Origin of the sequence: Micromonospora sp. NPDC048930, assembly GCF_043197935.1 — a bacterium.
In the GTDB taxonomy this organism is placed as follows: domain Bacteria; phylum Actinomycetota; class Actinomycetes; order Mycobacteriales; family Micromonosporaceae; genus Micromonospora.
The window spans coordinates 114,519-136,406 of record NZ_JBICUB010000010.1 but is presented as its reverse complement, the minus strand read 5'-3'; the positions used below and the strand labels follow the sequence as shown (position 1 = coordinate 136,406).

20 protein-coding genes are annotated in these 21,888 nt (G+C 72.9%); 9 read left to right on the top strand and 11 right to left on the bottom strand.

Annotated features, from left to right (window positions below; all coding sequences use genetic code 11):
* The first annotated feature begins 99 nt into the window (after window positions 1-99).
* The gene (locus ACGFI9_RS25090; RefSeq protein ID WP_393181503.1) at window positions 100-1,059 is read left to right on the top strand and encodes a TAXI family TRAP transporter solute-binding subunit; all 960 of its coding nucleotides are present in this window, start codon (window positions 100-102) and stop codon (window positions 1,057-1,059) included.
* 22 nt (window positions 1,060-1,081) lie between these two features.
* Here ACGFI9_RS25090 and ACGFI9_RS25085 read toward each other — a convergent pair whose 3' ends face one another.
* The 3 genes from ACGFI9_RS25085 to ACGFI9_RS25075 form a co-directional block, all read right to left on the bottom strand.
* Window positions 1,082-2,518 (bottom strand): sensor histidine kinase, encoded by a 1,437-nt coding sequence (locus ACGFI9_RS25085; protein WP_393181501.1) that lies wholly within the window; start codon window positions 2,516-2,518, stop codon window positions 1,082-1,084.
* 10 nt (window positions 2,519-2,528) lie between these two features.
* Window positions 2,529-3,197, bottom strand: coding sequence for a response regulator transcription factor (locus ACGFI9_RS25080; protein WP_393181499.1), 669 nt, complete (start codon window positions 3,195-3,197; stop codon window positions 2,529-2,531).
* Window positions 3,198-3,263: 66 nt separating this feature from the next.
* Window positions 3,264-3,575 (bottom strand): hypothetical protein, encoded by a 312-nt coding sequence (locus ACGFI9_RS25075; protein WP_393181497.1) that lies wholly within the window; start codon window positions 3,573-3,575, stop codon window positions 3,264-3,266.
* Between the two features lie 88 nt (window positions 3,576-3,663).
* Here ACGFI9_RS25075 and ACGFI9_RS25070 point away from each other — a divergent pair, with 88 nt between their 5' ends.
* Complete coding sequence (locus tag ACGFI9_RS25070; RefSeq protein ID WP_393181496.1) at window positions 3,664-4,002, top strand: DUF952 domain-containing protein; 339 nt, start codon at window positions 3,664-3,666, stop codon at window positions 4,000-4,002.
* Window positions 4,003-4,153: 151 nt separating this feature from the next.
* Window positions 4,154-4,696 carry an acyltransferase gene (locus ACGFI9_RS25065; protein ID WP_393181494.1) on the top strand — a complete coding sequence of 181 codons (543 nt, stop codon included), beginning with the start codon at window positions 4,154-4,156 and terminating at the stop codon, window positions 4,694-4,696.
* Between the two features lie 63 nt (window positions 4,697-4,759).
* Here the strand turns inward: ACGFI9_RS25065 and ACGFI9_RS25060 are convergent, their stop codons facing one another.
* On the bottom strand, window positions 4,760-6,517 hold the full coding sequence (locus ACGFI9_RS25060; RefSeq protein ID WP_393181492.1) for a CDP-glycerol glycerophosphotransferase family protein: 1,758 nt from the start codon (window positions 6,515-6,517) through the stop codon (window positions 4,760-4,762).
* Between the two features lie 463 nt (window positions 6,518-6,980).
* Here ACGFI9_RS25060 and ACGFI9_RS25055 point away from each other — a divergent pair, with 463 nt between their 5' ends.
* Complete coding sequence (locus tag ACGFI9_RS25055; protein ID WP_393181490.1) at window positions 6,981-9,011, top strand: DUF6541 family protein; 2,031 nt, start codon at window positions 6,981-6,983, stop codon at window positions 9,009-9,011.
* Between the two features lie 72 nt (window positions 9,012-9,083).
* On the opposite strand, the gene ACGFI9_RS25050 is transcribed toward ACGFI9_RS25055, so the two are convergent.
* Together ACGFI9_RS25050 and ACGFI9_RS25045 are read right to left on the bottom strand one after the other, a co-directional pair.
* Window positions 9,084-10,043: a Gfo/Idh/MocA family protein gene (locus ACGFI9_RS25050; protein ID WP_393181488.1), complete on the bottom strand. Its 960-nt coding sequence runs from the start codon at window positions 10,041-10,043 to the stop codon at window positions 9,084-9,086.
* Window positions 10,040-11,140 (bottom strand): DegT/DnrJ/EryC1/StrS family aminotransferase, encoded by a 1,101-nt coding sequence (locus ACGFI9_RS25045; RefSeq protein WP_393181486.1) that lies wholly within the window; start codon window positions 11,138-11,140, stop codon window positions 10,040-10,042. Before ACGFI9_RS25045 ends, ACGFI9_RS25050 begins: the two co-directional genes overlap by 4 nt.
* A 220-nt stretch (window positions 11,141-11,360) precedes the next feature.
* Between ACGFI9_RS25045 and ACGFI9_RS25040 the strand changes: the two genes are divergently transcribed.
* Complete coding sequence (locus ACGFI9_RS25040) at window positions 11,361-12,497, top strand: lysylphosphatidylglycerol synthase domain-containing protein (protein WP_393181484.1); 1,137 nt, start codon at window positions 11,361-11,363, stop codon at window positions 12,495-12,497.
* 65 nt (window positions 12,498-12,562) lie between these two features.
* Here ACGFI9_RS25040 and ACGFI9_RS25035 read toward each other — a convergent pair whose 3' ends face one another.
* Genes ACGFI9_RS25035 through ACGFI9_RS25020 form a run of 4 tightly spaced genes read right to left on the bottom strand, consistent with a single transcriptional unit; the run spans window position 12,563 to window position 16,323 of the window.
* Window positions 12,563-13,747, bottom strand: coding sequence for a glycosyltransferase family 4 protein (locus ACGFI9_RS25035; RefSeq protein WP_393181482.1), 1,185 nt, complete (start codon window positions 13,745-13,747; stop codon window positions 12,563-12,565).
* A gap of 12 nt (window positions 13,748-13,759) precedes the next feature.
* Window positions 13,760-14,227: an acyltransferase gene (locus tag ACGFI9_RS25030; RefSeq protein ID WP_393181480.1), complete on the bottom strand. Its 468-nt coding sequence runs from the start codon at window positions 14,225-14,227 to the stop codon at window positions 13,760-13,762.
* Window positions 14,224-15,156: an NAD-dependent epimerase/dehydratase family protein gene (locus ACGFI9_RS25025; RefSeq protein WP_393181478.1), complete on the bottom strand. Its 933-nt coding sequence runs from the start codon at window positions 15,154-15,156 to the stop codon at window positions 14,224-14,226. The genes ACGFI9_RS25030 and ACGFI9_RS25025 overlap by 4 nt, the downstream gene beginning before the upstream one ends.
* A gap of 30 nt (window positions 15,157-15,186) precedes the next feature.
* Window positions 15,187-16,323, bottom strand: a complete 1,137-nt coding sequence (locus ACGFI9_RS25020) for a DegT/DnrJ/EryC1/StrS family aminotransferase (protein ID WP_393181476.1) — start codon at window positions 16,321-16,323, stop codon at window positions 15,187-15,189.
* A 118-nt stretch (window positions 16,324-16,441) separates the two neighbouring features.
* Between ACGFI9_RS25020 and lhgO the strand changes: the two genes are divergently transcribed.
* The gene (gene lhgO / locus ACGFI9_RS25015; RefSeq protein ID WP_393181474.1) at window positions 16,442-17,638 is read left to right on the top strand and encodes an L-2-hydroxyglutarate oxidase; all 1,197 of its coding nucleotides are present in this window, start codon (window positions 16,442-16,444) and stop codon (window positions 17,636-17,638) included.
* Window positions 17,639-17,675: 37 nt separating this feature from the next.
* Here the strand turns inward: lhgO and ACGFI9_RS25010 are convergent, their stop codons facing one another.
* Window positions 17,676-18,284, bottom strand: a complete 609-nt coding sequence (locus tag ACGFI9_RS25010; RefSeq protein WP_393181472.1) for a TetR/AcrR family transcriptional regulator — start codon at window positions 18,282-18,284, stop codon at window positions 17,676-17,678.
* Window positions 18,285-18,504: 220 nt separating this feature from the next.
* On the opposite strand from ACGFI9_RS25010, the gene ACGFI9_RS25005 reads away from it, so the two are divergent.
* From ACGFI9_RS25005 to ACGFI9_RS24995, 3 genes are all read left to right on the top strand, one after another.
* The gene (locus ACGFI9_RS25005; RefSeq protein WP_393181470.1) at window positions 18,505-19,398 is read left to right on the top strand and encodes an ABC transporter permease; all 894 of its coding nucleotides are present in this window, start codon (window positions 18,505-18,507) and stop codon (window positions 19,396-19,398) included.
* The gene (locus ACGFI9_RS25000; RefSeq protein WP_393181468.1) at window positions 19,391-20,209 is read left to right on the top strand and encodes an ABC transporter ATP-binding protein; all 819 of its coding nucleotides are present in this window, start codon (window positions 19,391-19,393) and stop codon (window positions 20,207-20,209) included. Before ACGFI9_RS25005 ends, ACGFI9_RS25000 begins: the two co-directional genes overlap by 8 nt.
* A 143-nt stretch (window positions 20,210-20,352) precedes the next feature.
* Window positions 20,353-21,867: a D-ribitol-5-phosphate cytidylyltransferase gene (locus ACGFI9_RS24995; protein WP_393181466.1), complete on the top strand. Its 1,515-nt coding sequence runs from the start codon at window positions 20,353-20,355 to the stop codon at window positions 21,865-21,867.
* Window positions 21,868-21,888 lie beyond the last annotated feature (21 nt).

Here is a 21,888-nt window from a genome sequence, read left to right as displayed (position 1 = left end):
GCCGCGCGCCGGCACCGGGGGGAGCCGACGCGCGGCGGTCGACGGTCGCTGACCTGCCAGGGTTGCGCCGCGGGCGGTGCACGGCGCACAGTGCAGCCCGTGAGCCGACACTGGTCTGTGCCCGGCCGGCGCCGGGTCGCGGCGCCGGTGGCGCTGCTGATGCTGCTGGTACCGGCCCTGGCCGGGCTGGCCGGCTGCCGGGACGAGCCGGGCGAGCCGGTGCGGATCCGGATCGCCACCGGCAGCCCGACCGCCGTCTACCACGCCTTCGGCCAGTCCCTGGCGGCCATCCTCAACCGCGAGCTGCCCGGGGTGCGGGCCAGCGTGGTGGTCACCGCCGCCTCGGCGCAGAACGTCCGGCTGGTCGGCTCCGGGCAGGCGGAACTGGGCTTCACCCAGGCCGACGTGCTGCCCCCGCGGTCCGCCGAGCACCCCACGGTGCTCGCCGTGGCCCGGGTCTACGACGACCTGCTGCACCTGGTCACCACGGCCGGCGGTCCGGTACGGACCCTCGCGGACCTGCGCGACCGGCGGGTGTCGGTGGGCGCCGACGGCTCCGGCACCGAGGTCACCGCGATGCGGCTGCTCCAGGTGGCCCACCTCGACGCGGCGGTACGCCCGGAGCACCTGGGCCTGGACGACTCGGTGGCCGCGCTGCGCGCCGGCCGGATCGACGCGTTCTTCTTCTCCGGCGGCCTGCCGGTACGCGGCCTCGCGGAGCTGGCCGGGAGCACCGCCGTGCGGATGGTGGACCTGGGCGAGTGGACCGAGCCGCTGCGCCGCGGGTACGGGCAGGTCTACGTGACCCGGGACATCCCCCGCTCGGTGTACGGGACGGACCCGGTCAGCACGGTGGCGAACCCGAACTACCTGATCGTCCGCGCCGACCTGCCCGAGCCGCTGGTCCGGGAGGTGACCCGGCTGCTGATGGAACGCCGGGCGGAGCTGGCCGCGGCGCACCCGGCGGCCGGCCGGATGAGCCCGCGCTCGGCGATCGTCACCACCCCACTGCCGCTGCACCCCGGCGCGGAGGACTGGTACCGGTCCAGCAAACCCTGACCCCCGGGCCGCCGGCCGCCGGTCAGGCCCGGGCCGGTGCCGGGTCGACCGGCACGGCGTCGGCCGGGGCGTCCCCGAGACCGGCGCCCCCGTCCGGGGCGGGGAACCACAGTTCGGCGACCAGGCCCCGGGGCTCGCCCTGGCGCATGCTGAGCCGGCCGTCGGAGGCGTCGACCAGCACCGCCACGATGGTCAGCCCCAGCCCGGCCCCGTCCACGTTCTGCGCGTCGTGCGCCCGCCAGAACCGCTCGGTGGCCTGGTCGAGCTGGCTGGCCGTCATGCCGGGCCCGGTGTCCCGCACCTCCAGCCCGACCCCACCCTCGGCCGCGCGGACGGTCACCGTGACCTCTCCCCCGGCGCCGCTGAACTTGACCGCGTTGTCGATCAGCGCGTCGAGGGCCTGGTCGATCGCGGTCGGCACGGTCCGGGCGTACGCGGGCGCGGCGGCGGTGTCGAGCCGCAGGGTGACCGACCGGTGCCGGGCCAGCGGCAGCCAGGCCGCCACCCGGGAGGCGGCGATCCCGGCCGCGTCCACGGTGACCCGCTGGTTCTCCTCGCGTTCGGCGCGGGCCAGGGTGAGCAGCGCGTCGAGCACGGTGGCCAGCCGGTCGGTCTCCTCCAGCGCCAGCTGGTGCTCGGCCCGGCCGTCGGCGTCGGCCAGGCTCGGGCCCAGCTCCTCCACCCGCAGCCGCAGCGCGGTGAGCGGATTGCGCAGCTGATGGCTGGCGTGCGCCACGAAGGCCCGCTGCCGGTCCATCACGTCGGAGACCACGTCGGCCATGTTGTTGAAGCTGGCCGCCAGCCGGCGCAGCTCCGGCGGGCCCAGCCGGGGGCGGACCCGGGCGGTCCGGTGGCCCTCGGCGATCTCGTGGGTCACCGCGTCCAGCTCGGTGACCGGGCGCAGCACCCAGCCGGCCAGCCCGAACGCGGTGGAGACGCAGGCCAGCACGGCGAGCAGGCCGATCCCGGCGAGCAGCAGCCACCAGACGGTGACGGTCCGGCGCACCTTGTCGGCCCGGGTGGTGGTGACCACCGCGCCGAGCACCTCGCCGCCGTCGTTGATCGGGACGGCCACCACCACCGGGCCGTCCACCCAGGGCCACACCGAGTCCGGTCCGCTGAACTGCTGACCGGACAGCGCGGTGTCCAGCGCCGCGTCGGCGCGGGCGCCGAACTCCCAGCTCACCGAGGCGGCCACGGTACGCCGGTCCCGGTCGACCACGGCCGCCCCGATGCCGTACAGGTCGTCGTAGGCGCCCAGCTCCGCGTCGAGCGGGCCGGGGCCGCCGCCGCGCAGCGCCGGGCCGGCCAGCGAGGCGAACCGGGTGGCGTCGGCGAGCCGGTCGGCGCGTACCCGGTCGGTCTCCCGGGTGGCGAGGGTGGCCGCCAGCGGGGTCTCCAGGGCCAGCAGCACCAGCACCATCAGGAGCAGGTAGCTGATCACGAGCCGGCGGCGCACCCCGGCCTCCTCACTCGCCGCGGAGCCGGTAGCCGACCCCGCGTACGGTCTCCACCAGGGTCGGGTCGCCGAGCTTGCCGCGCAGCGACCCGACGTGCACCTCCACCGTGTGCCGATCGGCCCAGGTGGTGCCCCACACGTCGAGCAGGATCCGGTCCCGGGGCACCGCGACGCCGGGCTGCCGGGCCAGCGAGAGCAGGATGTCGAACTCCTTGCGGGTGAGCGTGACCGCCCGGCCGGCGACGCTGACCGTACGGCCGCCCACGTCGATGCGGACCGGGCCCGCCTCGATCAGGTTGCGCTCCGGCACGGTGTGCGCGGCACGGCGCAGCACCGCCTCGATCCGCGCCTGGAGTTCCACCATGGAGAACGGCTTCACCACGTAGTCGTCGGCGCCCAGCCGCAGCCCCAGCACCCGGTCCCGCTCCTCGCCCCGGGCGGTCACCGCGATGATGCCGAGCTGGCTGCTGCGCCGGCGCAGCTCCCGGCAGAGGTCGGTGCCGTCCCCGTCGGGCAGGGTCAGGTCGAGCAGCACCAGGTCGCAGGGGGCGGCGGAGAGCGCCGCCGCGACGGTGGCCGCGTGCTCCACCTGATAGCCGCGCCGGGTCAGGGCGGACGACAGGGCGGCCGCGACCCGCCGGTCGTCCTCGACCAGGAGGATCCGCACCCGTGTCTCCATCCGCTCGACGTACTGCCCTGCGAATGGTGGCAGACGTGGCGGCGGGACGGGAGGGGCGGCCTCCGGTCAGAGTCCGAAGACCTCGTCCGCGGTGGCGTCCCGCACGCCGTCGACGAACCCCCGGAAGCCCGGGTCGTCGTGGCTGGCCGGCACGCTGGTGACGTTCTCCCCGGTGGCCTGGGTGACGGCGTCGACCAGCGGCGGGTAGTCGGTCTCGGCGTCGGAGAAGCTGTCGTCGTCCGCCTCGCCCAGGTTGATCGCGTGCTGGACGTCCTCGGTCGGGGTGTCCGGGTCGCCGGCCCACTCGGTGCCGTACCGGTAGCACTCGTCGTAGACGGCCCGCTGGCCGTCGGTCCAGTCGTCGTCGTAGCTCTGCATCGCCATCCCTCCGCGGGCCCTCCATCCGAGCATGCCGGCTGACGGCGCGCGGGCGCGCGGGAACCGGCCGGAAAGCTACGCTCCGGTCGTGATCTACAAAATTCTGTCGAGCAGCGAGTGGGCCCAGGCGCGGGCGGCCGGGGAGTTCACCGGCACCGAGATGGACCGGCAGGACGGGTACATCCACCTCTCCGCCGCCGACCAGGTGGTGGAGACCGCGCGGCAGGTCTTCGCCGGGGCAACCGGCCTCACCGTGCTCGCGGTGGACCCGGACCGGCTCGGCGACGCGCTGCGCTGGGAGGTCTCCCGGGGCGGCGCCCTCTTCCCGCACCTGTATGCGCCGCTGCCGGTGGCGGCGGTCGTGACGGCGCACCCGCTGCCGGCGGACCGGCCGGCCGCCGACGCGGTCGCCGAACTGCTGGCCTGACCGCTCGATATGCTGCCTCGAGCCCGCGCCGGCACCGGGAGCCCGGGGTGGCCGGGTGGTCCTGGCCCGGGCGGGCCCGCGGCGGTGCGCCGGCGCGGCCGTCCGGCACCGACGGCGCGACGACGCGCCCCTGCGACGATGCGAGTAGACAATGACTGACACCAACGACCGGTCCGCCTCCGTGTTCGTCCACCCGACGGCCGACGTGGAGGAGGGCGCCAAGGTCGGCGACGGCACCAAGGTCTGGCACCTGGCCCACATCCGGTCGAGCGCGCAGGTCGGCTCCGGCTGCGTCATCGGCCGCAACGTGTACGTCGACGCGAACGTCAGCGTCGGCGACCGCGTGAAGATCCAGAACAACGTCTCGGTCTACCAGGGCGTCACCATCGAGGACGAGGTCTTCGTGGGCCCGTCCGCGGTCTTCACCAACGACTTCCGGCCGCGCGCCCAGAACCCGGACTGGACGATCACCCCGACCCTGGTCCGCCGGGGCGCCTCGATCGGCGCCAACGCCACCCTGGTCTGCGGCATCGAGGTCGGCGAGTACGCCATGATCGCCGCCGGCTCGGTGGTGACGAAGGACGTCAAGCCGTACCAGCTGGTGGCCGGCAACCCGGCCCGGCCGAAGGGCTGGGTGGACGAGAAGGGCGAGGTCGTCTCCCGCGACGTCGACAACCCGCCGCACCAGGGCTGAGCACCGGAACGACGAACGGGGAGGGCCACCGGCCCTCCCCGTTTCCGTGTCCGCCCTGCCGGCTCAGCCGCAGAGCCGCGCGATCTCCGCCCGGAACCGCTCCATCGAGTTCGGCTCGTCCGGTCCGAGCAGGTACGTCTTCAGCTCCCGCCGCGCCTCGGTCATCGGGTCGTCACCGGCCCGGGTCAGCGCGAGGATCTTCTCCAGCTCGCCGCAGTCGGCGGAGAGCAGGTACGCGGCCCGCGAGGTCGGGAAGTTGCGCCGGAACTCGTCCTCCGGCAGCCCGCTCGGGTTGGCCACCACGTACGGTCGCTGGCTCTGCACGAAGTCCGAGACCACACTGGACACGTCGCTGACCAGCAGGTCGGTCTGGTTGAAGCAGTCGAACAGGGCGGGGGTGCGCCCGGTGACCACCCGGTGGCCCGGACCGTCCAGGGAGGACGCGTCGGGGTCGCCGCCGGCCGCCCGGATCAGCGCCACCACGCGGTCGTGCACGGCCTTGGCCTCCTTGGAGCGGGAGCCGGTGAGCGGGTGCGGCTTGTAGATCAGCCGGACCGACGGGCGGCTCTCCAGCAGGCCCTTGACGATCCGCTCCCCCATCATCACCAGCGAGGTGTGGTACGGGTCGTCGTCGAGCCAGCCCTCCCAGGTGGGGGCGTAGAGCACGGTGAACGGCCGGTCGACCGACTCCGCGCCGAAGGTGTGCACCCCGGCGAGCTGCGGCCGTCCGATCTCGACGATGTCCTCGTCGCGGACCCCGACGCCGGCCCGGGCGTAGCGCTCCCGCCCGGCCAGACCGGCCACCCAGACCTCGTCGTACACCTTGCTGTAGGGGTTGACGCTGGCCTGCTTGTCGCTGTCGCCGTGGCCGACGAACACGTGCTTCATGCCGGGCTCGCGCAGCATGTGGATGTTCGCGCCGACGTTGGCGGCGTAGAGCGCGGCGCGGACGCTGCCGAGCTCCAGGTTCATGAAGTCCACCCCGGCCGGCACGCAGATCACCGGCAGCCGGGTGTCGGCCAGCTCCAGGAACGCCTCCCGGCTGCGCATCAGCACCACCGCCGGGCGCTCCAGCGCCTCGGTCGGGGCCAGCCACATGTTGGCCTGGTAGACGTCCTTGGCCGGCCCGGCGAAGTACAGGGCCACCTCGGGCCGGTAGGTGTCCAGCCACCGCTGCACCGCGGGCAGCAGGGGGGGCTGGCCGCTGCCCCGGCCGCGCAGCCAGGTCGCCGCGACCACCAGGCCGACGACGGCGGTGACCAGCGCCGCGACCCCCGCGGCGACGAGCGCGGGAGCGACGTCGTCGGCGACCGCCGCGGCGACCGCGCCGGGGATCAGCAGCACGTTCAGGAAGGGCAGCCGGTCACCGGCGACGCCGGCGGCCCAGGACGGCGGTCGCGGCGCGCCCCGCAGCGGACCCAGCTCGATGTTGCGGACCAGCGCGGAGACCGGGTTACGCCGGTCGATCATCGTGTTCAGCGCGCCGGCGAAGATGGCGATCACCCAGACCGCGGCCACCAGCACCATCAGCCAGGTCACCGCCACCGCGCCGGGGCGCACGGCGGAGACGACCAGCAGCACGCCCGCGAGGTCGCGGGTCAGCTGCCGGTACGCCTTGGTCAGGCCGACCTTCTCCAGCAGCACCTCCGACGGCGCCGACCACCGCATCATGGCGAACTCGCCGAGCACCGCGAGCGTCCCGGCCACGGCGAAGAGAGCGGGCTGGCCGAGAGCACCGGCCAGCAGCGTGATCAGGTAGAACAGCACCACCAGCGCGCCACGGGCCGCGACGCCCGCCGGCCCCATCAACTTGCCGAACAACGAGTACGCTCCCAACGAGATCGACAACCGGCGTGGCCGGTCTGACCGGCGCGTCCCGGCACGGGTCCACTTCCGCGGGCGGGCTGGGTGAGCGGCACCGGCGCTCCCCGGCGGGACGCCGCCACACGGGCCCGCCCGTGCGCGTGCCGCCCCACCATCGTCCCCCACCGGGCCGCACCGATGCCAACCGCAGCCGCCGTCGCAGCGTACGTGTGACCTTAACGTGAGGGAAGCCACCGGTATCGCTGGGGTGTCGCCATCTGACGCCGTTGCTCCCATTCGTCCGCGTGGCTGTCTCCACCCACCCGGCGGCGGCCCCCGGCTCCAAGGTCGCGTTCCTATACTGATCCGGCCGTTCGCCGACTCAGGCCGCCGCGGCACAGGCGGCACGCCGGGTACGGGCAGGTCGACACGGCCGGCCAGCCGCCGCCGGAGACCTGGCTTCCCCGAAAGGATCCACGGTTTGACGACAATCATCGCGCTCGCCGTCGCCATCGTGCCCGGCGCGCTGCTCGGTTTCGCCCTTCCCCCGGGGCGCTACCGGTGGGCGGCCTGGGCGGCGGCGCCCGCGCTCACCCTCGGCCTCACCACGCTGGCCATGTCGTGGCTGCCGAAGCTCGGCCTGCCCGACAGCGCGCTGGCGGTGCTCGTGGCCGAACTGCTCCTGGCCGGCCTGGCGGTGCTCGGGTCCCGGCTGGTCGTCCGGGGGCTGGTCGAGCCGGACGAGGCGGGCGTCCGACCGGGGCTGCGGTCCCGGCTGCGCCTGCCCTCGGTCCGGCCGCACTGGTCGGACCTGGTGGGGGTCGCCGTGCCGGCGCTGGTCAGCGTGGCGTTCGGCTGGCTGATCCTCGGCCGGCTCAACGCGCCGCCCGGCTGGGACGCGATGAACCACGGCTTCCTCACCCGGCGGATCATGGACACCGGCAGCGTGCTGATCTCCTCGGCGTGCACCACCGGGGCCACCGACACCGCGCTCTCCTGCTCGTTCTACCCGCTGGCGGCGAACGTCTCCTGGGCCCAGGCCGCCGAACTCTCCGGCGGCCGGATCAGCACCGTGATGACCGCCTGGTCGATCATCCTCGGCCCGCTCGCCCTGGTCGCCGGGGTGTACGCGGCGGTGCGCGCGCTGGGTGGCCGCCCGGTGGTGGCGGCCTGCGCCGCGGCCGCCCCGGCGGTGCTCGGGCCGATGTGGCTGTCGGTGGTCACCGGACGGATCACCGAGCAGACCGCGCCCTGCGTGGCCGGCGCGGTCGCCCTGCTCATCGCCCTCACCCTGCGTGGCGCCCACCCGGTACGGCTGGGCCTGCTCGCCGGCCTCTCGGGCGCCGGGATCGTGATGACCCACACCTACGACGTGCTCTTCATCGGCGTACTGGCCCTGGGCATGGCGGTGACGTTGGGCGGCCGGCCGGTCTGGCGCCGGCTGGGCGCCGGGCTCGCCGCCATGGTCGTCGCCGGCCTGGTGCCGCTGCTGCCGCTGATCGGGGTGCTGCTCGGCGCGAACGGCGAACGGATCTCCAACCCGCCGCCGCTGCTCGGCAAGTACGGCGAATCCTGGGAGTACTGGGTCACCGACCCGCAGCGCTACATCCTGTTCGGCTACCCGCAGGTGGGCGGCCGCGACTTCCAGCTCGACGTGCCGACCATCCAGGTCGGGCTCTGGATCGTCATCCCCTGCCTGCTGCTGTCGCTGTTCGCGCTGGTGCTGCGCCCGCTGCGCTGGGCCCGGCCGTGGCTGGTCGCCGGGGTGGTCTTCACCCTGATCGGGTTCTGGACCTCGGCGTCCGACTCACCGGCCGCGACGACGCTGTCCAGCCTCTGGTACGGCGTCCGGGAACGGGTCCGGTCGATGATCTTCCCCGTCTACGGCGTGCTGACGGTGGCCGGGGCGGTGGTGCTCGGGCTGGCCATCGCCTGGCTGGCGAGCCTGCTCACGGCCCGCGCCCGGGCGCTGCGCGGCTCCCCCGTGCCGGCGGCGGTCGCCGCCACGCTGGTGGCGCTGACCCTGCTCGGTCTCGGCGCGGCGCCGGACAGCTGGCACGCGATCCGGGGTGAGATGAAGAACCGCTCCCCGCTGGGCCGGTCCTACCCGGAGGCGTACCGCTGGCTGCAGCGGAACACGCCCCCCGGCAGCGTCGTCGCGTACGACCGGCACCGCGAGTTCATGAGCTGGTCCTACGCCGACTACGACGTGCCGCTGCTGTTCGGCATCCCGCCGCTGCCGGGCCTGCCCAGCGAGAACTACGAGAAGCGGTGGGACGCCTGGAACTGGCTGGTGAACAACGAGAACGCCACCCCGGCCGGCTGCGAGGTGCGCCGCCTCAACATCAGCTACGTGGTGACCGGCAAGCGGAAGATGCCGGGTTCCTGGGAGAAGCACTACGCGGCGGACCGGCTGGCCGCCAGCGACCGGATCGCCCTGGTCCACCAGGTCGGCGGCATCCGGATCTACCGGGTCACCGACGCCGGGCGGGCCTGCCCCGGGACGAGCTGACCGGCGCCGACGGACGGCGAACGGCCCCTGACCGGTGACCGGTCAGGGGCCGTTTCCGTGGTGTGCCGAGGCTCAGCGGCCGGCGAAGAGCGCGCCGACCGCCCGGTGCGCCGGCAGGATGCGCCGGCGCTCCTCGTCCGCGTCGGCGGTGCCGGCGAGGATGTCCAGGAAGTGGTCGAGCTGGGCGGCGAGCGGCTCCCGGTTGGTGATCAGCTCGGGCACCTCGATGATGCTCTGCTGCCGGTAGCCCCGGCCGTCCGGCGTGGCGGCGTCCGAGGAGACGTGCCGGTAGATGGTGACGTCCTTGCGGATCAGGTCGGCCTCGATCAGCCGGTCGACCTCGCTGATCACCAGGGTCCGCACCTTGCGCTGGCCGATCCGGCTGGCCGACACGTTGGCCAGGGCGCCGTCGCCGAAGCTGAGCACCGTCTCCGCCACGTCCTCGGCGCCGCTGACCGAGTCCGGGTGGAAGTAGCCGAGGGTGCCCTGCACGCTGACCGGCTCGGCGCCGCGGAACGCCTGGATGGCCAGGTCCACGTCGTGGATGAGCAGGTCCCAGGCGACGCCGGTGCGGATCCGCGGCGCGTACGGCGAGTGCCGGGTCGCGGTCAGGTGCACCGGGCGGTCGACCAGCGCGAGCGCCGTCCGGACCGCCGGGTTGAACCGCTCCAGCAGCCCGCAGAGCAGGGGTACGCCGCGCTTCTCGGAGAGGGCGACGATCTCCTCGGTCTCGGCGAGGCTGCCGCACACCGGCTTCTCGATCAGCAGCGGCTTGTCGGCGTTCAGCACCTGGTCGGCGAGGCCGTGGTGGATCTCGGTCGGCGCGGCGACGACCACCGCGTCGACGTCCGAGAGCTCGGCGAGGTCGGGCGCCCAGCCGGCGCCGTACCGCTCGGCGACCTGCTGGCCGACGGAGCGGCGCGGCTCGATCACCTTGGCCAGTTCGGCGCGGTCGGACTGGGCGATGACGCGGGCGTGCAGCGAGCCCATCGCGCCGGTGCCGACGAGGGCCAGGCGCAGCTTGGCGGTCACGCGCCCACCGCCTTGCGGACGGCCTCGATCACCTGGTCGACCTGGCTGTCGGTGAGGTGGTGGTGCACCGGGATGGAGACGCACTGCCGGACGACCCGCTCAGTGACCGGGGCCGGGTCGGCGATCACCCGCGGGTGGTCCCGGTAGCACTCGTAGTCGTACACGGTCTTCGGGTAGTAGATGCCGCACCCGACGCCGGCCGCGGTGAGCCGGTTGATGACCTCGTCCCGGTCGACCGGCGCCTCGTCGGTGACCAGCAGCGTGTACTGGTGCCAGACGTGCGAGCGGCCGGGCAGCTCGGTGGGGAGCCGCAGGCCCGGCACGTCGGCCAGGCCGGCGGAGAGCCGGGCGGCGTTGTCCTTGCGCCGCTTGACGTTGTCGCCGTACGCGGCGAGCTGCGGGATGCCCAGCGCCGCCTGCAGGTCGGTGAGGCGGTAGTTGTGGCCGGCCATCTCGTACTGGTAGCGCGCCCGCATGCCCTGGTTGCGCAGCACCCGCAGCTTGTCGGCGAGCGCGTCGTCGTTGGTGGTGATCATGCCGCCCTCACCGGTGGTGAGGTTCTTCGTGGCGTAGAGCGAGAAGGTGCCCAGGCCGAAGCTGCCGGCGCCGCGACCGGCGATCGTCGCGCCGAGGGACTGCGCGGTGTCCTCGACGATCGAGAGGCCGTGCTGCCGGGCCAGCGGGACGATGGTGTCCATGTCGGCCGGCTGGCCGTACAGGTGGACCGGCATCAGGACCCGGGTCCGCGGGCCGACCGCGGCCGCGAGGGCCTGCGGGTCGACGCAGAAGTCCTCCTCGCGGATGTCCGCGAAGCGCGCGGTGGCGCCCGCCTCCAGGATCGCGTTGAGGGTCGCGACGAAGGTGAAGGGGCTGGTGACGACCTCGTCGCCGGGCTCGAGGTCGAGCACCTGCAGCGCGGCGACGAGGGCGGTGGTGCCGTTGTTGACCGCGACCGCGTGCTCGACACCGACGAGGTCGGCGAACTCACGCTCCAGCCGGGCCACCATCGGGCCCTGCGCCAGCACGCCCGAGCGGATCACCTCGACCGCCAACCGTTCGGCCGCCTCGTCGAGCTTGACGACGGAAATCGGGATCACCGGAGTTCTCCTCCTTGAGATGGTGGGGGCCTGGGAACGGTAGCAGCGTGCGGGACGAGCGGCACATCTGGACCGGCGCGGAGAGCGCTTCGCCACGCTCCCGGCGGACCGACTCGCCGGGCCGCCTGGATTCGTGCCGGCCGCTCAGCTGCGCTACCCTCGGCGTTTGCTCGTCCCAGTCCATCCACCGGATCAAAAGCGACGCGGAGGCAGGAAGGCCGTGGCAGAGACCGCGACGCAGGTCGACGACCTGAACCCCCCGGCCGGGCAGGCCGGAGCCACCCCGAAGTCGGCCGGCCGGCTCTCCCTCGCCGTACGCGTCGTGGTGATCGCCATGATCGCCGCGGGCATGATCTGGAGCGTCGTGCACCAGTGGCCCGACGTCCGGGAGACCTGGCTGCACCTGGCCTGGCCCTCGGTGGTGCTGGCGGTGCTGGCCGTGCTGGCCGGCATGTTCGCCAACTCGATGGCCTGGCGGGCCGCCGCGGACGACCTGGAGCACCGGGTGTCCGTGCCGGCCGCGCTGCGCATCTGCATGGTGGGCCAGCTCGGCAAGTACATCCCGGGCAGCGTCTGGGCGTACGTGCTCCAGATGGAGCTGGGCCGGCGCGCCGGCCTGCCGCGCGCCCGTGCCTTCCTGGCCACCCTGGTGGCGCTCGGCCTCGGCGTGGTCGCCGCGCTCGGCCTGGGCCTGCTCAGCCTGCCCGCGCTGCTCGACGCGACGACCGCGAACGGCTCCGAGTACGCCGAGCCGGTCCGGGTGGCGCTCTGGATCGTGGCCATCCTCTTCCCGATCGCGCTGATCTGCGCGATCCCGGCGGTGCTCACCCGGCTGATCCAGCTCACCCTGAAGGTACTGCGCCGGGAGCCGCTGCACCACCGGCTCACCCTGCCCGGGGTGCTGCGGGTGATCGGCTGGAGCGCGCTCGGCTACACCCTGTTCGGCGTGCACCTGTGGCTGCTGGCCAACGCCCAGGCGGCGCCGGGCGTCGGCGGGCTGCTGCGCAGCATCGGCTCGTTCGCGATCGCGATCACGGTCGGCATGTTCGCCTTCCTGTCCCCGTCCGGCCTGGGTGTCCGGGAGGCGGTGCTGGTCGCCACCCTCGCGCCGTTCCTCGCCGACGCGGGCGGGGTCGGCGCGGCCACCGGCATCGCGCTGGCCTCCCGGCTGATCTTCACGGTGGCCGACCTGGTGGGCGCCGGTATCGCGGCCCTCTCCGGGATGCGCCAGGTCCGGCAGCTCACCGGCGAGCCGGCGGCGGAGCCGGCCCCGGAGGAGCCGGCCACCGGCGTCGCCCGCCCGCCGGCGCAGCGCGCCGCCGAGGACCAGCCGGAGAGCGCGCCGCTGGCCCGCTGAGCCGCCACCTGACACGACGATGCCCCCGACCTCAGGGTCGGGGGCATCGTTCGTCTGTGGGCCGCTCAGCGGCGCGCGGCCGCCATCTCGCCGAGCACCTCGAGGTGCCGGTCGAGGACCCGCTCCAGGCTGAACCGCTCCCGGATCAGGGCCTGCCCGTTCACGCCGATCTGCTTGGCCACCACCGGGTCGGTGAGCGCGGCGATCAGCCGCTCGGCCAGCCCGCGGACGTCGCCGGGCGCGCAGAGCAGGATGTTCTCGCCGTCCCGCAGCGCGATGCCGGGGAAGTTGTCGGCCCGGGCCGGCGCGACCACCGGGACGCCGGCCGCCATCGCCTCCAGCGTCGCCGTGCCGAGGCCGAGGCCCTGCTCGTGCGACTCGACCGTGGCGGCGGCGAGCAGGTCCGGGATCTCGCTCTTGGGCACCTTGCCCGCGCAGACCACCGCGTGCTCGACCCCGAGCGCCCTGGCCCGCTCCTGGAAGACCGGGTAGTAGATCTGCCCGGCGACCAGCAGCTTCGCGTCCGGCACCTTGCCCAGGACCTCGGGCAGCGCCTCGACGAGCGCGATCCGGTCGCGCAGCGGGATGACGTGGCCGACCGAGAGGATCACCGGCGAGTCACCCAGGCCGTACCGCTCGCGGACCTGCTGCCCGTTGCCGCCGGTCACCCACTCCGGGTCGACGCCGACCGGGATCGGCACCAGGCCGGAGTGCGCGCCGCGGTAGCGCTCCTGGATGTACTCCTGCATGAGCACGTCCATGACCACGAGCTTGGGCTTGGCCCGCCACATGAACGGCTTGACCATGGCGGCGTCCAGGCCGCGGAAGACCTTGGCGTACCGGGCCTGCGGGTTCTCGAGCCGGGTGTGGATGGAGAGCAGCGTGGGGACGCGCCGCTTGCGCGCGTACAGCGACGTCGCCCAGGTCAGGTCGAAGAACTGGCCGTGCTGGTGGATGACGTCCGGCCGGAACTCGTCGAGCAGCTTGCGGACCCGACGCAGCAGGCTGGGCCGGCTGGTGAACGAGATGTCGAAGCTCACCGCCAGCCGGGTCTGCGGCAGCATCCAGGCGGGCAGCCGGACGATCCGGAGACCGTCGCGCTCCTCCTCGGCCGGCGCGTCCTGGTACGCGGCCGTGAGCACGAGCACCTCGTGCCCGGCCGCCGCGTAGCCCTTGGCGAGCGACTCGGACAGGTGTGAGCTGCCGCCCGCGCGGGGCGGGAAGAAGTTGTTGACCACTGCGATACGCACGGAACAGAACTCCTAGCTCTCCACGACCGGCACGAACCGGACGTCGGCCCCGTCCAGCTCGACTGTGGACACCACCCGGGCCGGCACCCCGGCCACGACCGCCCCCGCCGGCACGTCCCGGGTGACCACGGCGCCCGCGCCGACCACCGCGCCGTCACCGATGGTGACCCCCATCATCACGGTCGCGTTGGCACCGATGAAGACCCGGTCACCGATGCGGACCGGCGCCCGGTCCACCGAAGCATAGGCCCGCCCCGAGACGCAACGGCGAGCCGTGGAGTGCGTGTAGATCTGCGCTCCGCAGCTGATGTCGCAGCCCGCGCCGATGGTCAGCCCGCCCGAGCCGTCGATGACGGTGAACGCGCCGATCCAGGTCCCCGGCCCGATCTCGGGCTCGCCGATGACCCAGGCGTGCGGGTTGTACGGATTCGCCGGGAGCCCGTGCGACGACGGGCCCCCGGCGGACGGCGGCTGGGTCACGCCACCTCAGTCTTGATCAGGTCGGTCATCCCGTCCTCGACGGCGATGGTCGGCTCCCAGCCGAGCACCTCCTTGGCCCGGGTGATGTCGGCCGCCCGGCGGCTGACCAGCACCTCACGCGGGTTGAACTGCGGCTGCACGTCGACGCCGACCGCCTTGATGAGGATCTCGGCGAGGGTGGCGATCGAGGTGTCGATGCCGGTGCCGATGTTGATCGGCACGTTGCCCTGCTCGGCCTCCATGGCGGCGACCACCGAGCGGGCGATGTCGTGGACGTGGATGAAGTCCATCGACTGCTCGCCCTTGCCGTCGATGACCGGCGGCTCGCCGTTCTTGAGCCGCTTCACGAAGTGGTTGATCACCGAGGTGTAGTAGGCGGTCGGCTTCTGGCCCGGGCCGTACACGTTGAAGAAGCGCAGGGCGATCCAGTTCAGGCCCTTGCTGCGCTGGTAGAAGCCGAGCAGGTCCTCGCCGGCCCGCTTCGAGATGCAGTACGGGGTCAGCGGGTCGAGCCGGTCGTCCTCGTGCATCGGCAGCTTCTTCGGGTCGCCGTACACCGAGGCCGACGAGGCGAAGACCAGCCGCTTGACGCCGTGGTCGGCGGCGGCGGCGAAGACGTTGTGGTTGCCGACCATGTTGATGTCGATCGACTCGTACGGGTCGGCCTGGCTCTTGTTGATCGAGACCGCGGCGAGGTGGATGACGTAGTCGCAGCCCTTCATGGCCGCGTGCACGGCGCCGCCGTAGCGGACGTCCTGGTCGATGAGCTCCACGTCGCCGGTGGCCACCAGCTCGGCGATCCGGTCCCGGTCACCGCGGAACATGTTGTCGAAGATGCGGACCTTGTAGCCCTTCTCCAACAGCATCGGGACCACGTGCAGGCCGATGAAGCCCGCGCCTCCGGTGATGAAGACGGTCTGCTTCGACATGGTGGACGGTGTCCTTCCTGGGGGGATTTGTCAGCGGGTGGCGATGGCGTCGACGACGTCGGTGAGCGTCGCCGCGACGGTCTCGACCTGCGCCTCGGTGAGGTTGGCGTGCATCGGGATGGCCAGGTGGCGGGCGAAGAGGTCCGCCGAGACCGGGCAGGGGTCGGTCTGGCCGTAGAGCGGCTGGACGTGCGAGGCGTAGGTGCCGAAGGTGCACTGCACGCCGCGCTGGCGCAGCTCCATGGCCACCGCGCCGCGGTCCACCCGGGCGTCGAGGGTGACCACGTACGACTGCCAGGGGTGCTCGCGGTCCGGCGCCTCGTACGGCGTGGTGATCAGCTCGTGGTCCTTGAGCAGCTCGCCGTAGCGGGCGGCGATCGCGCGCTTGGTGGCCAGCAGGTCCGGCAGCCGGTCGAGCTGGGCGATCATGATGGCCGCGGCGACGTCCGAGAGCCGGTAGTTGTAGCCCAGCTCGGTGAAGCTCGGAATGGGCAGGTTCGACAGCTCGGCCCGGGTGAGCGCGCCCTCGACGCCGTAGGTGTGCAGCTTGCGGGCGTGCGCGGCCAGGTCGTCCCGGTTCGTGACGTACGCCCCGCCCTCGCCCGCGGTGATGCCCTTGCGGCCGTGGAAGCTGAAGGTGGCGACGTCGGCCAGACTGCCGGCGGGGCGGCCCTTGTAGGTGGCGCCGGCGGAGCAGGCGGCGTCCTCGACCAGGAACAGCCCATGCTTGTCGGCGATGGCGCGCAGCTCGTCGTAGTCGGCCGGCTGGCCGAACGCGTCGACGGCGATGATGCCGACGGTACGCGGGGTGATGGCGGCCTCGACCGCGGCCGGGTCGACGGTCCAGATGTCGGGGCGGACGTCGGCGAAGACCGGCTTGGCGCCGGTCCACATCACCGAGTGGCCGGTGGCCGGGAAGGTGTAGTCGCCGACGATGACCTCGTCGCCCGGCTTGACACCGAGAGTGAGCAGCGCCAGGTGCAGCGCCGAGCCGCAGTTGCTCGTGGCGAGCGCGTGCTTGGTGCCGACGGCGGCGGCGAACCGCTCCTCGAACCGACGGCTGGTGGGCCCGGAACCAGCGAGCCAACCCGAGGCGAAGACCTCGGCGATGGCGGCGAGTTCGGCCTCGCCGACCGTGGGCTGACCGAGCGCGATGACCTCAGACATAAGACTCCCCGAGTGATGGACCCGGTGAAGTGTAGGCCACCCCGGGGGGTCGGGCGCGAGTCGGGCGACCGGCCCCCTTCGTTACCATCGGTCGCGGCGTCGGCCTGGGGAGATGATGATGACAAGGTTCGTGGTCGTGGGTGGCGGCATCGTCGGGCTCGCCGTGGCGCACCGGCTGGTGACCGACCGCCCCGGAGACTCGGTCACCGTGCTGGAGAAGGAGTCCGGCTGGGCCGCGCACCAGACCGGGCACAACTCCGGGGTCATCCACGCCGGCGTCTACTACAAGCCGGGCAGCCTGAAGGCCACGCTCTGCAAGGCCGGCAGCGCGTCGATGAAGGAGTTCTGCGCCGAGCACGGCCTGAGCTACGACGTCTGCGGCAAGCTCATCGTGGCCACCGACGAGGCCGAGCTGCCCCGCCTGCACGACCTGCACCAGCGGTCGCTCGCCAACGGGCTGCCGGTGAAGCTGATCGGTGCCGACGAGGCCCGCGAGTACGAGCCGCACGTGGCGGCCGTCGCGGCGCTGCACGTCGCCTCGACCGGCATCGTCGACTTCGGCGCGGTCTGCCGCAAGCTGGCCGAGCTGCTCGCCGCGGCCGGTGCGGACCTGCGCACGGGCACCGAGGTGACCGCGGTCACCAACCGTGGCGGCGAGGTGGTGGTGAGCACCACCCGGGGCGAGGTGACCGGCGACGTGCTGATCAACTGCGCCGGCCTGCACGCGGACCGGATCGCCCGACTGTCTGGAGTGTCCACTCCGGTCCGCATCATCCCGTTCCGGGGCGAATACTACGAACTCGCCCCGCAGCGGCGGGACCTGGTCCGTGGGCTGATCTACCCGGTGCCGGACCCGCAGTTCCCGTTCCTCGGCGTGCACCTGACCCGCATGATCGACGGCAGCGTGCACGCCGGCCCGAACGCGGTGCTCGCCACCGCCCGCGAGGGGTACTCGTGGGGCCGGATCAACCTGCGGGACGTCTGGGACGAACTGACCTACCGCGGCCTCTGGGCGCTCGGCCGTAAGCACTACCGGTACGGCCTCACCGAGGTGGCCCGCTCGCTGTCGAAGAAGCGCTTCGCGGCCAGCCTCGCCCGGCTCGTGCCGGAGCTCACGCCGGCGGACATCGTCCCGGCCGGCGCGGGCGTCCGGGCGCAGGCGATCCTGCCCGACGGCGGCCTGGTGGACGACTTCCTGATCGTCGAGGCCGAGCGGCAGGTGCACGTGCTGAACGCGCCCTCCCCCGCGGCGACCAGCTCGCTGGAGATCGCCCGCCACATCGTCTCCCGGCTCCCGGTCGGCCAGGTCGGCTGACCACCCGACGGCGCGGACCCGGCGGGCGGTCGGCGGGTCAGACCGGCGGGGCGGGCAGCGCGACGTCGCGCTGGCGGGGCACCGCCGGGGCCGCGGCCAGGCCGGTGGCCACTGCCTCCACCAGGGCCTCCAGGTACGCGTCGGTGGGGACCGCCCGGGCGATGGCGAGCCGCCAGTAGAGCGGCCCGACGATCAGGTCGATCGCGGCGTCCAGGTCCACCCCGGCCGGCAGCTCGCCGCGGCGTACCGCGCGCTCGACCAGCCGGCCGCCGATCTCCTGCTGCTTGCCGCGCAGCACCTGCTGGAGCGCCTGGTCCAGGGTCGGGTTCCGGGCCGCCTCGGCGAGCAGGTCGGGGATGATCTGCGAGGCGAGCGGGTGGCGCAGCGCGTGCGTGACGACCTGGAAGAGCAGGTTGAGGTCCCCGCGCAGGCTCCCGGTGTCCAGCGCGGGCAGCTTGCTGCCGGCGGCCGCGACCACCGTCTCCAGCACCAGCTCCAGCTTCGAGCTCCACCGCCGGTAGACCGCGGTCTTGCTCACCCCGGCCCGTCGGGCGACCGCCTCGATGGAGAGCCGGCCGTACCCCACCGCGGCGAGTTCCTGCATCAGGGCCCGGCGGATGGCCGTGGTGATCTCTCCCCGCAGCACCGCCGCACCGGCGGGCGCGCGCCTCTTCCCGGTTGTCGCGTGAGACTCTTCTCGGGCTGTCACGTGGGACAATGTACCGCAACGACGGTACGGTTGCGTCCCGACGTGTTTTGGACTACCGTCCACCCCGCGTAGAGCCCGCTCCGGCACGCGCGGGCGCACCGGACAAGCTCATCGTCACCCCTGTCCCGTTGGTACGAAAGATCGGAGCGCCCAGCTCATGGCCAACACCGCCCTGGCCGGCCCCGACGCGGGCCTGACCCAGGCGCAGCTGGCCGCTCGACACGGCCTGCGGGTCGCCGGTGAGCGCCCGTCGCTGGTCGAGTACAGCCGTCGACTCTGGGCCTACCGGCACTTCGTTGCCGCGTACGCCAACGCCAAGCTCGTCGCCTCGTACAGCAACGCCAAGCTGGGTCAGGTCTGGCAGGTGCTGACCCCGCTGACCAACGCCGCGGTCTACTACCTGATCTTCGGCGTGGTGCTGCGGCAGAACGAGATCCCGAACTTCATCGCGTACCTGACCACCGGCCTGTTCATCTTCAACTTCACGCAGAGCGCGGTGCTGGCCGGCACGCAGTCGATCAGCGGCAACCTCGGGCTGATCCGGGCCCTGCACTTCCCCCGGGCCAGCCTGCCGCTGGCCGCCACGCTCACCCAGTTCCAGCAGCTGCTGGCCTCGATGATCGTGCTGATCGGCATCGTGCTGGTCACCGGCGAGCCGCTCACCCTGGAGTGGCTGCTGCTGCCACCGGCCCTGGTGCTCCAGGCGGTGTTCAACGCCGGCGTGGTGCTGATGGTCGCCCGGATGGGCGCCAAGGCCAGCGACCTGAAGCAGGTCATGCCGTTCATCCTGCGCACCTGGATGTACGGCTCCGGCGTGCTCTACAGCGTGTCGCTGTTCAACCGGCTGCCGGAGTGGGCCGCCACGCTGATCCAGTACAACCCCATGCTGGTCTACATCGAGCTGGCCCGGTACGCCCTGCTCGAGCAGGCGCCGATGCTCAACGAGTCGCTGACCCAGCTCTGGCTGGTCGCGGCCGGCTGGGCCGTGCTGGCCGGCATCGGCGGGTTCATCTACTTCTGGCGCGGCGAACAGGAGTACGGCCGTGGTTGAGCACTTCACCGGATCCGACGAGGCCACCCTGGCGCTGCCCACCGTCGAGGCGCGGATCCCCACCGTGGTGGTGGACGAGGCGCACATCGTCTACCGGGTGCACAAGGGCGCCGGCGGGGGCACCACCCCGGTCGCCGCGCTGCGCCGACTGGTCAAGCGCACCTCCGCCCCCAACGTGCGGGAGGTGCACGCGGTCAAGGGGGTCAGCTTCACCGCGTACCGGGGCGAGGCGATCGGCCTGATCGGCAGCAACGGCTCGGGCAAGTCCACCCTGCTGCGGGCGATCGCCGGGCTGCTCCCGGTCGACCGCGGCGCGATCTACACCCAGGGCCAGCCGTCCCTGCTCGGGGTCAACGCCGCGCTGCTCAACGACCTCTCAGGTGAGCGGAACGTCACCCTGGGCTGCCTGGCCATGGGCATGCCGCCCGAGGAGGTCGCCCGGCTCACCCCGGAGATCATCGAGTTCTCCGGTATCAACCAGCGCGGCGACTTCGCCTCGCTGCCGATGCGCACCTACTCCTCCGGCATGGCCGCCCGGCTGCGCTTCTCCATCGCCGCCGCGAAGAAGCACGACGTGCTGCTCATCGACGAGGCGCTCGCCACCGGCGACAAGGGCTTCCGCAAGCGCAGCGAGCAGCGCGTCCGGGAGCTGCGGGAGAGCGCGGGCACGGTGTTCCTGGTCAGCCACCAGCTCTCCTCGATCCGGGACACCTGCGAACGGACGATCTGGCTGGAATCGGGCGAGCTGCGCATGGACGGCCCCACCGACGAGGTCATCCGGGCCTACGAGGACTTCTCCAACGGCAGGTAACGTCGGAGTACCCACCCGGTGACGAGCGGCCGTCGACATGCCCCGTCGCCGGTGTGGGTCACCCGAATCGACACGTTAGGGTTCATCCGGTCGCCCGGCGGCCATCCCCCATCGTTGGGCATCGTTGAGAGTGAGGATCGGCAATGACGCAGGACCACACCACCAGCCCGGACGCCGCAGCGACGGCGGCGACACCGTGGCGGCCCTCGCGCACGGTGGCGGTGGTGCTGGCCGGCGGCACCGGGACCCGGCTGGGCCTGGGCATCCCCAAGCAGCTGCTGAAGATCGCCGGTAAGCCGATCATCGAACACACCCTGGCCGTCTTCGAGGCCGCCCCCGAGATCGACGAGATCATCGTGCTGATGGCCGCCGGCCACGTGGCCGAGGCCCAGCAGATCGTCGACAAGGCCGGCTTCCGCAAGGTCAGCAAGGTCATCGAGGGTGGCGACACCCGCAACGCCACCACCCGCATCGCGCTGGACGCGGTCGGCGAGGGCGATGTCAACATCCTCTTCCACGACGCGGTCCGCCCGCTGGTCAGCGCCCGGATCGTCCGCGAGTGCGTCAACGCGCTCTGGACGTACTCGGCCGTCGACGTGGCGATCCCCTCGGCCGACACGATCATCCAGGTCGACGAGGAGGACTGCATCGTCGACATCCCGGTCCGGTCGACCCTGCGGCGCGGCCAGACCCCGCAGGCGTTCCGCTCCGGCACCATCCGGGAGGCGTACCGCCGGGCCGAGGGCGACCCGAACTTCGCCGCCACCGACGACTGCGGCGTGGTGCTGCGCTACCTGCCCGGCACCCCGATCAAGGTGATCGACGGTTCGGACGAGAACATCAAGGTCACCCACCCGGTCGACGTGCACCTGGCGGACAAGCTCTTCCAGCTCGCCGCCGCCCAGGCGCCCCGGCTGAGCGACCACCGCAGCTACACCGAGGAGCTGGCCGGCCGCACCGTGGTCATCTTCGGCGGCAGCTACGGCATCGGCCACGACCTGGCCGAGCTGGCCCGCCGCTACGGCGCGCAGGTCTTCCCGTTCAGCCGCTCCAGCACCGGCACCCACGTCGAGCGCGCCCAGGACGTCGAGGCCGCGCTGAAGACCGCCTTCGAGGCGACCGGCCGGATCGACTACGTGGTGGTCACCGCCGGCATCCTGGAGAAGGGCGCGCTGGCCGAGATGGACCAGGACACCATGGACCGGGTCCTCCAGGTCAACTTCGTCGGCCCGGTCATCGCTGCCCGGCAGTCCCTGCCGTACCTCCAGCAGACCAAGGGCCAGCTGCTGCTCTACACCTCCAGCTCGTACACCCGGGGCCGGGCCCAGTACGCGCTCTACTCCGCCACCAAGGCCGCGCTGGTCAACCTGACCCAGGCGCTCGCCGACGAGTGGGCCGAGTTCGGCGTCCGGGTCAACTGCATCAACCCGGAGCGCACCGCCACCCCGATGCGCACCAAGGCGTTCGGCGAGGAGCCGGAGCACACCCTGCTCTCGGCCGAGGCGGTCGCCCAGGCGTCGCTGGACGTGCTGATCTCCGAGCTGACCGGCCAGGTGATCGACGTACGGCGGGCGCCGGGCGAGCCGGTGGTGGCGGTGCCGGCCCAGCCGACCGCCCCCGCCGACGACGAGCTGTCCAGCGGCGTCGACGCCGGCTGAGGGCACGACGGAGGCGACCGG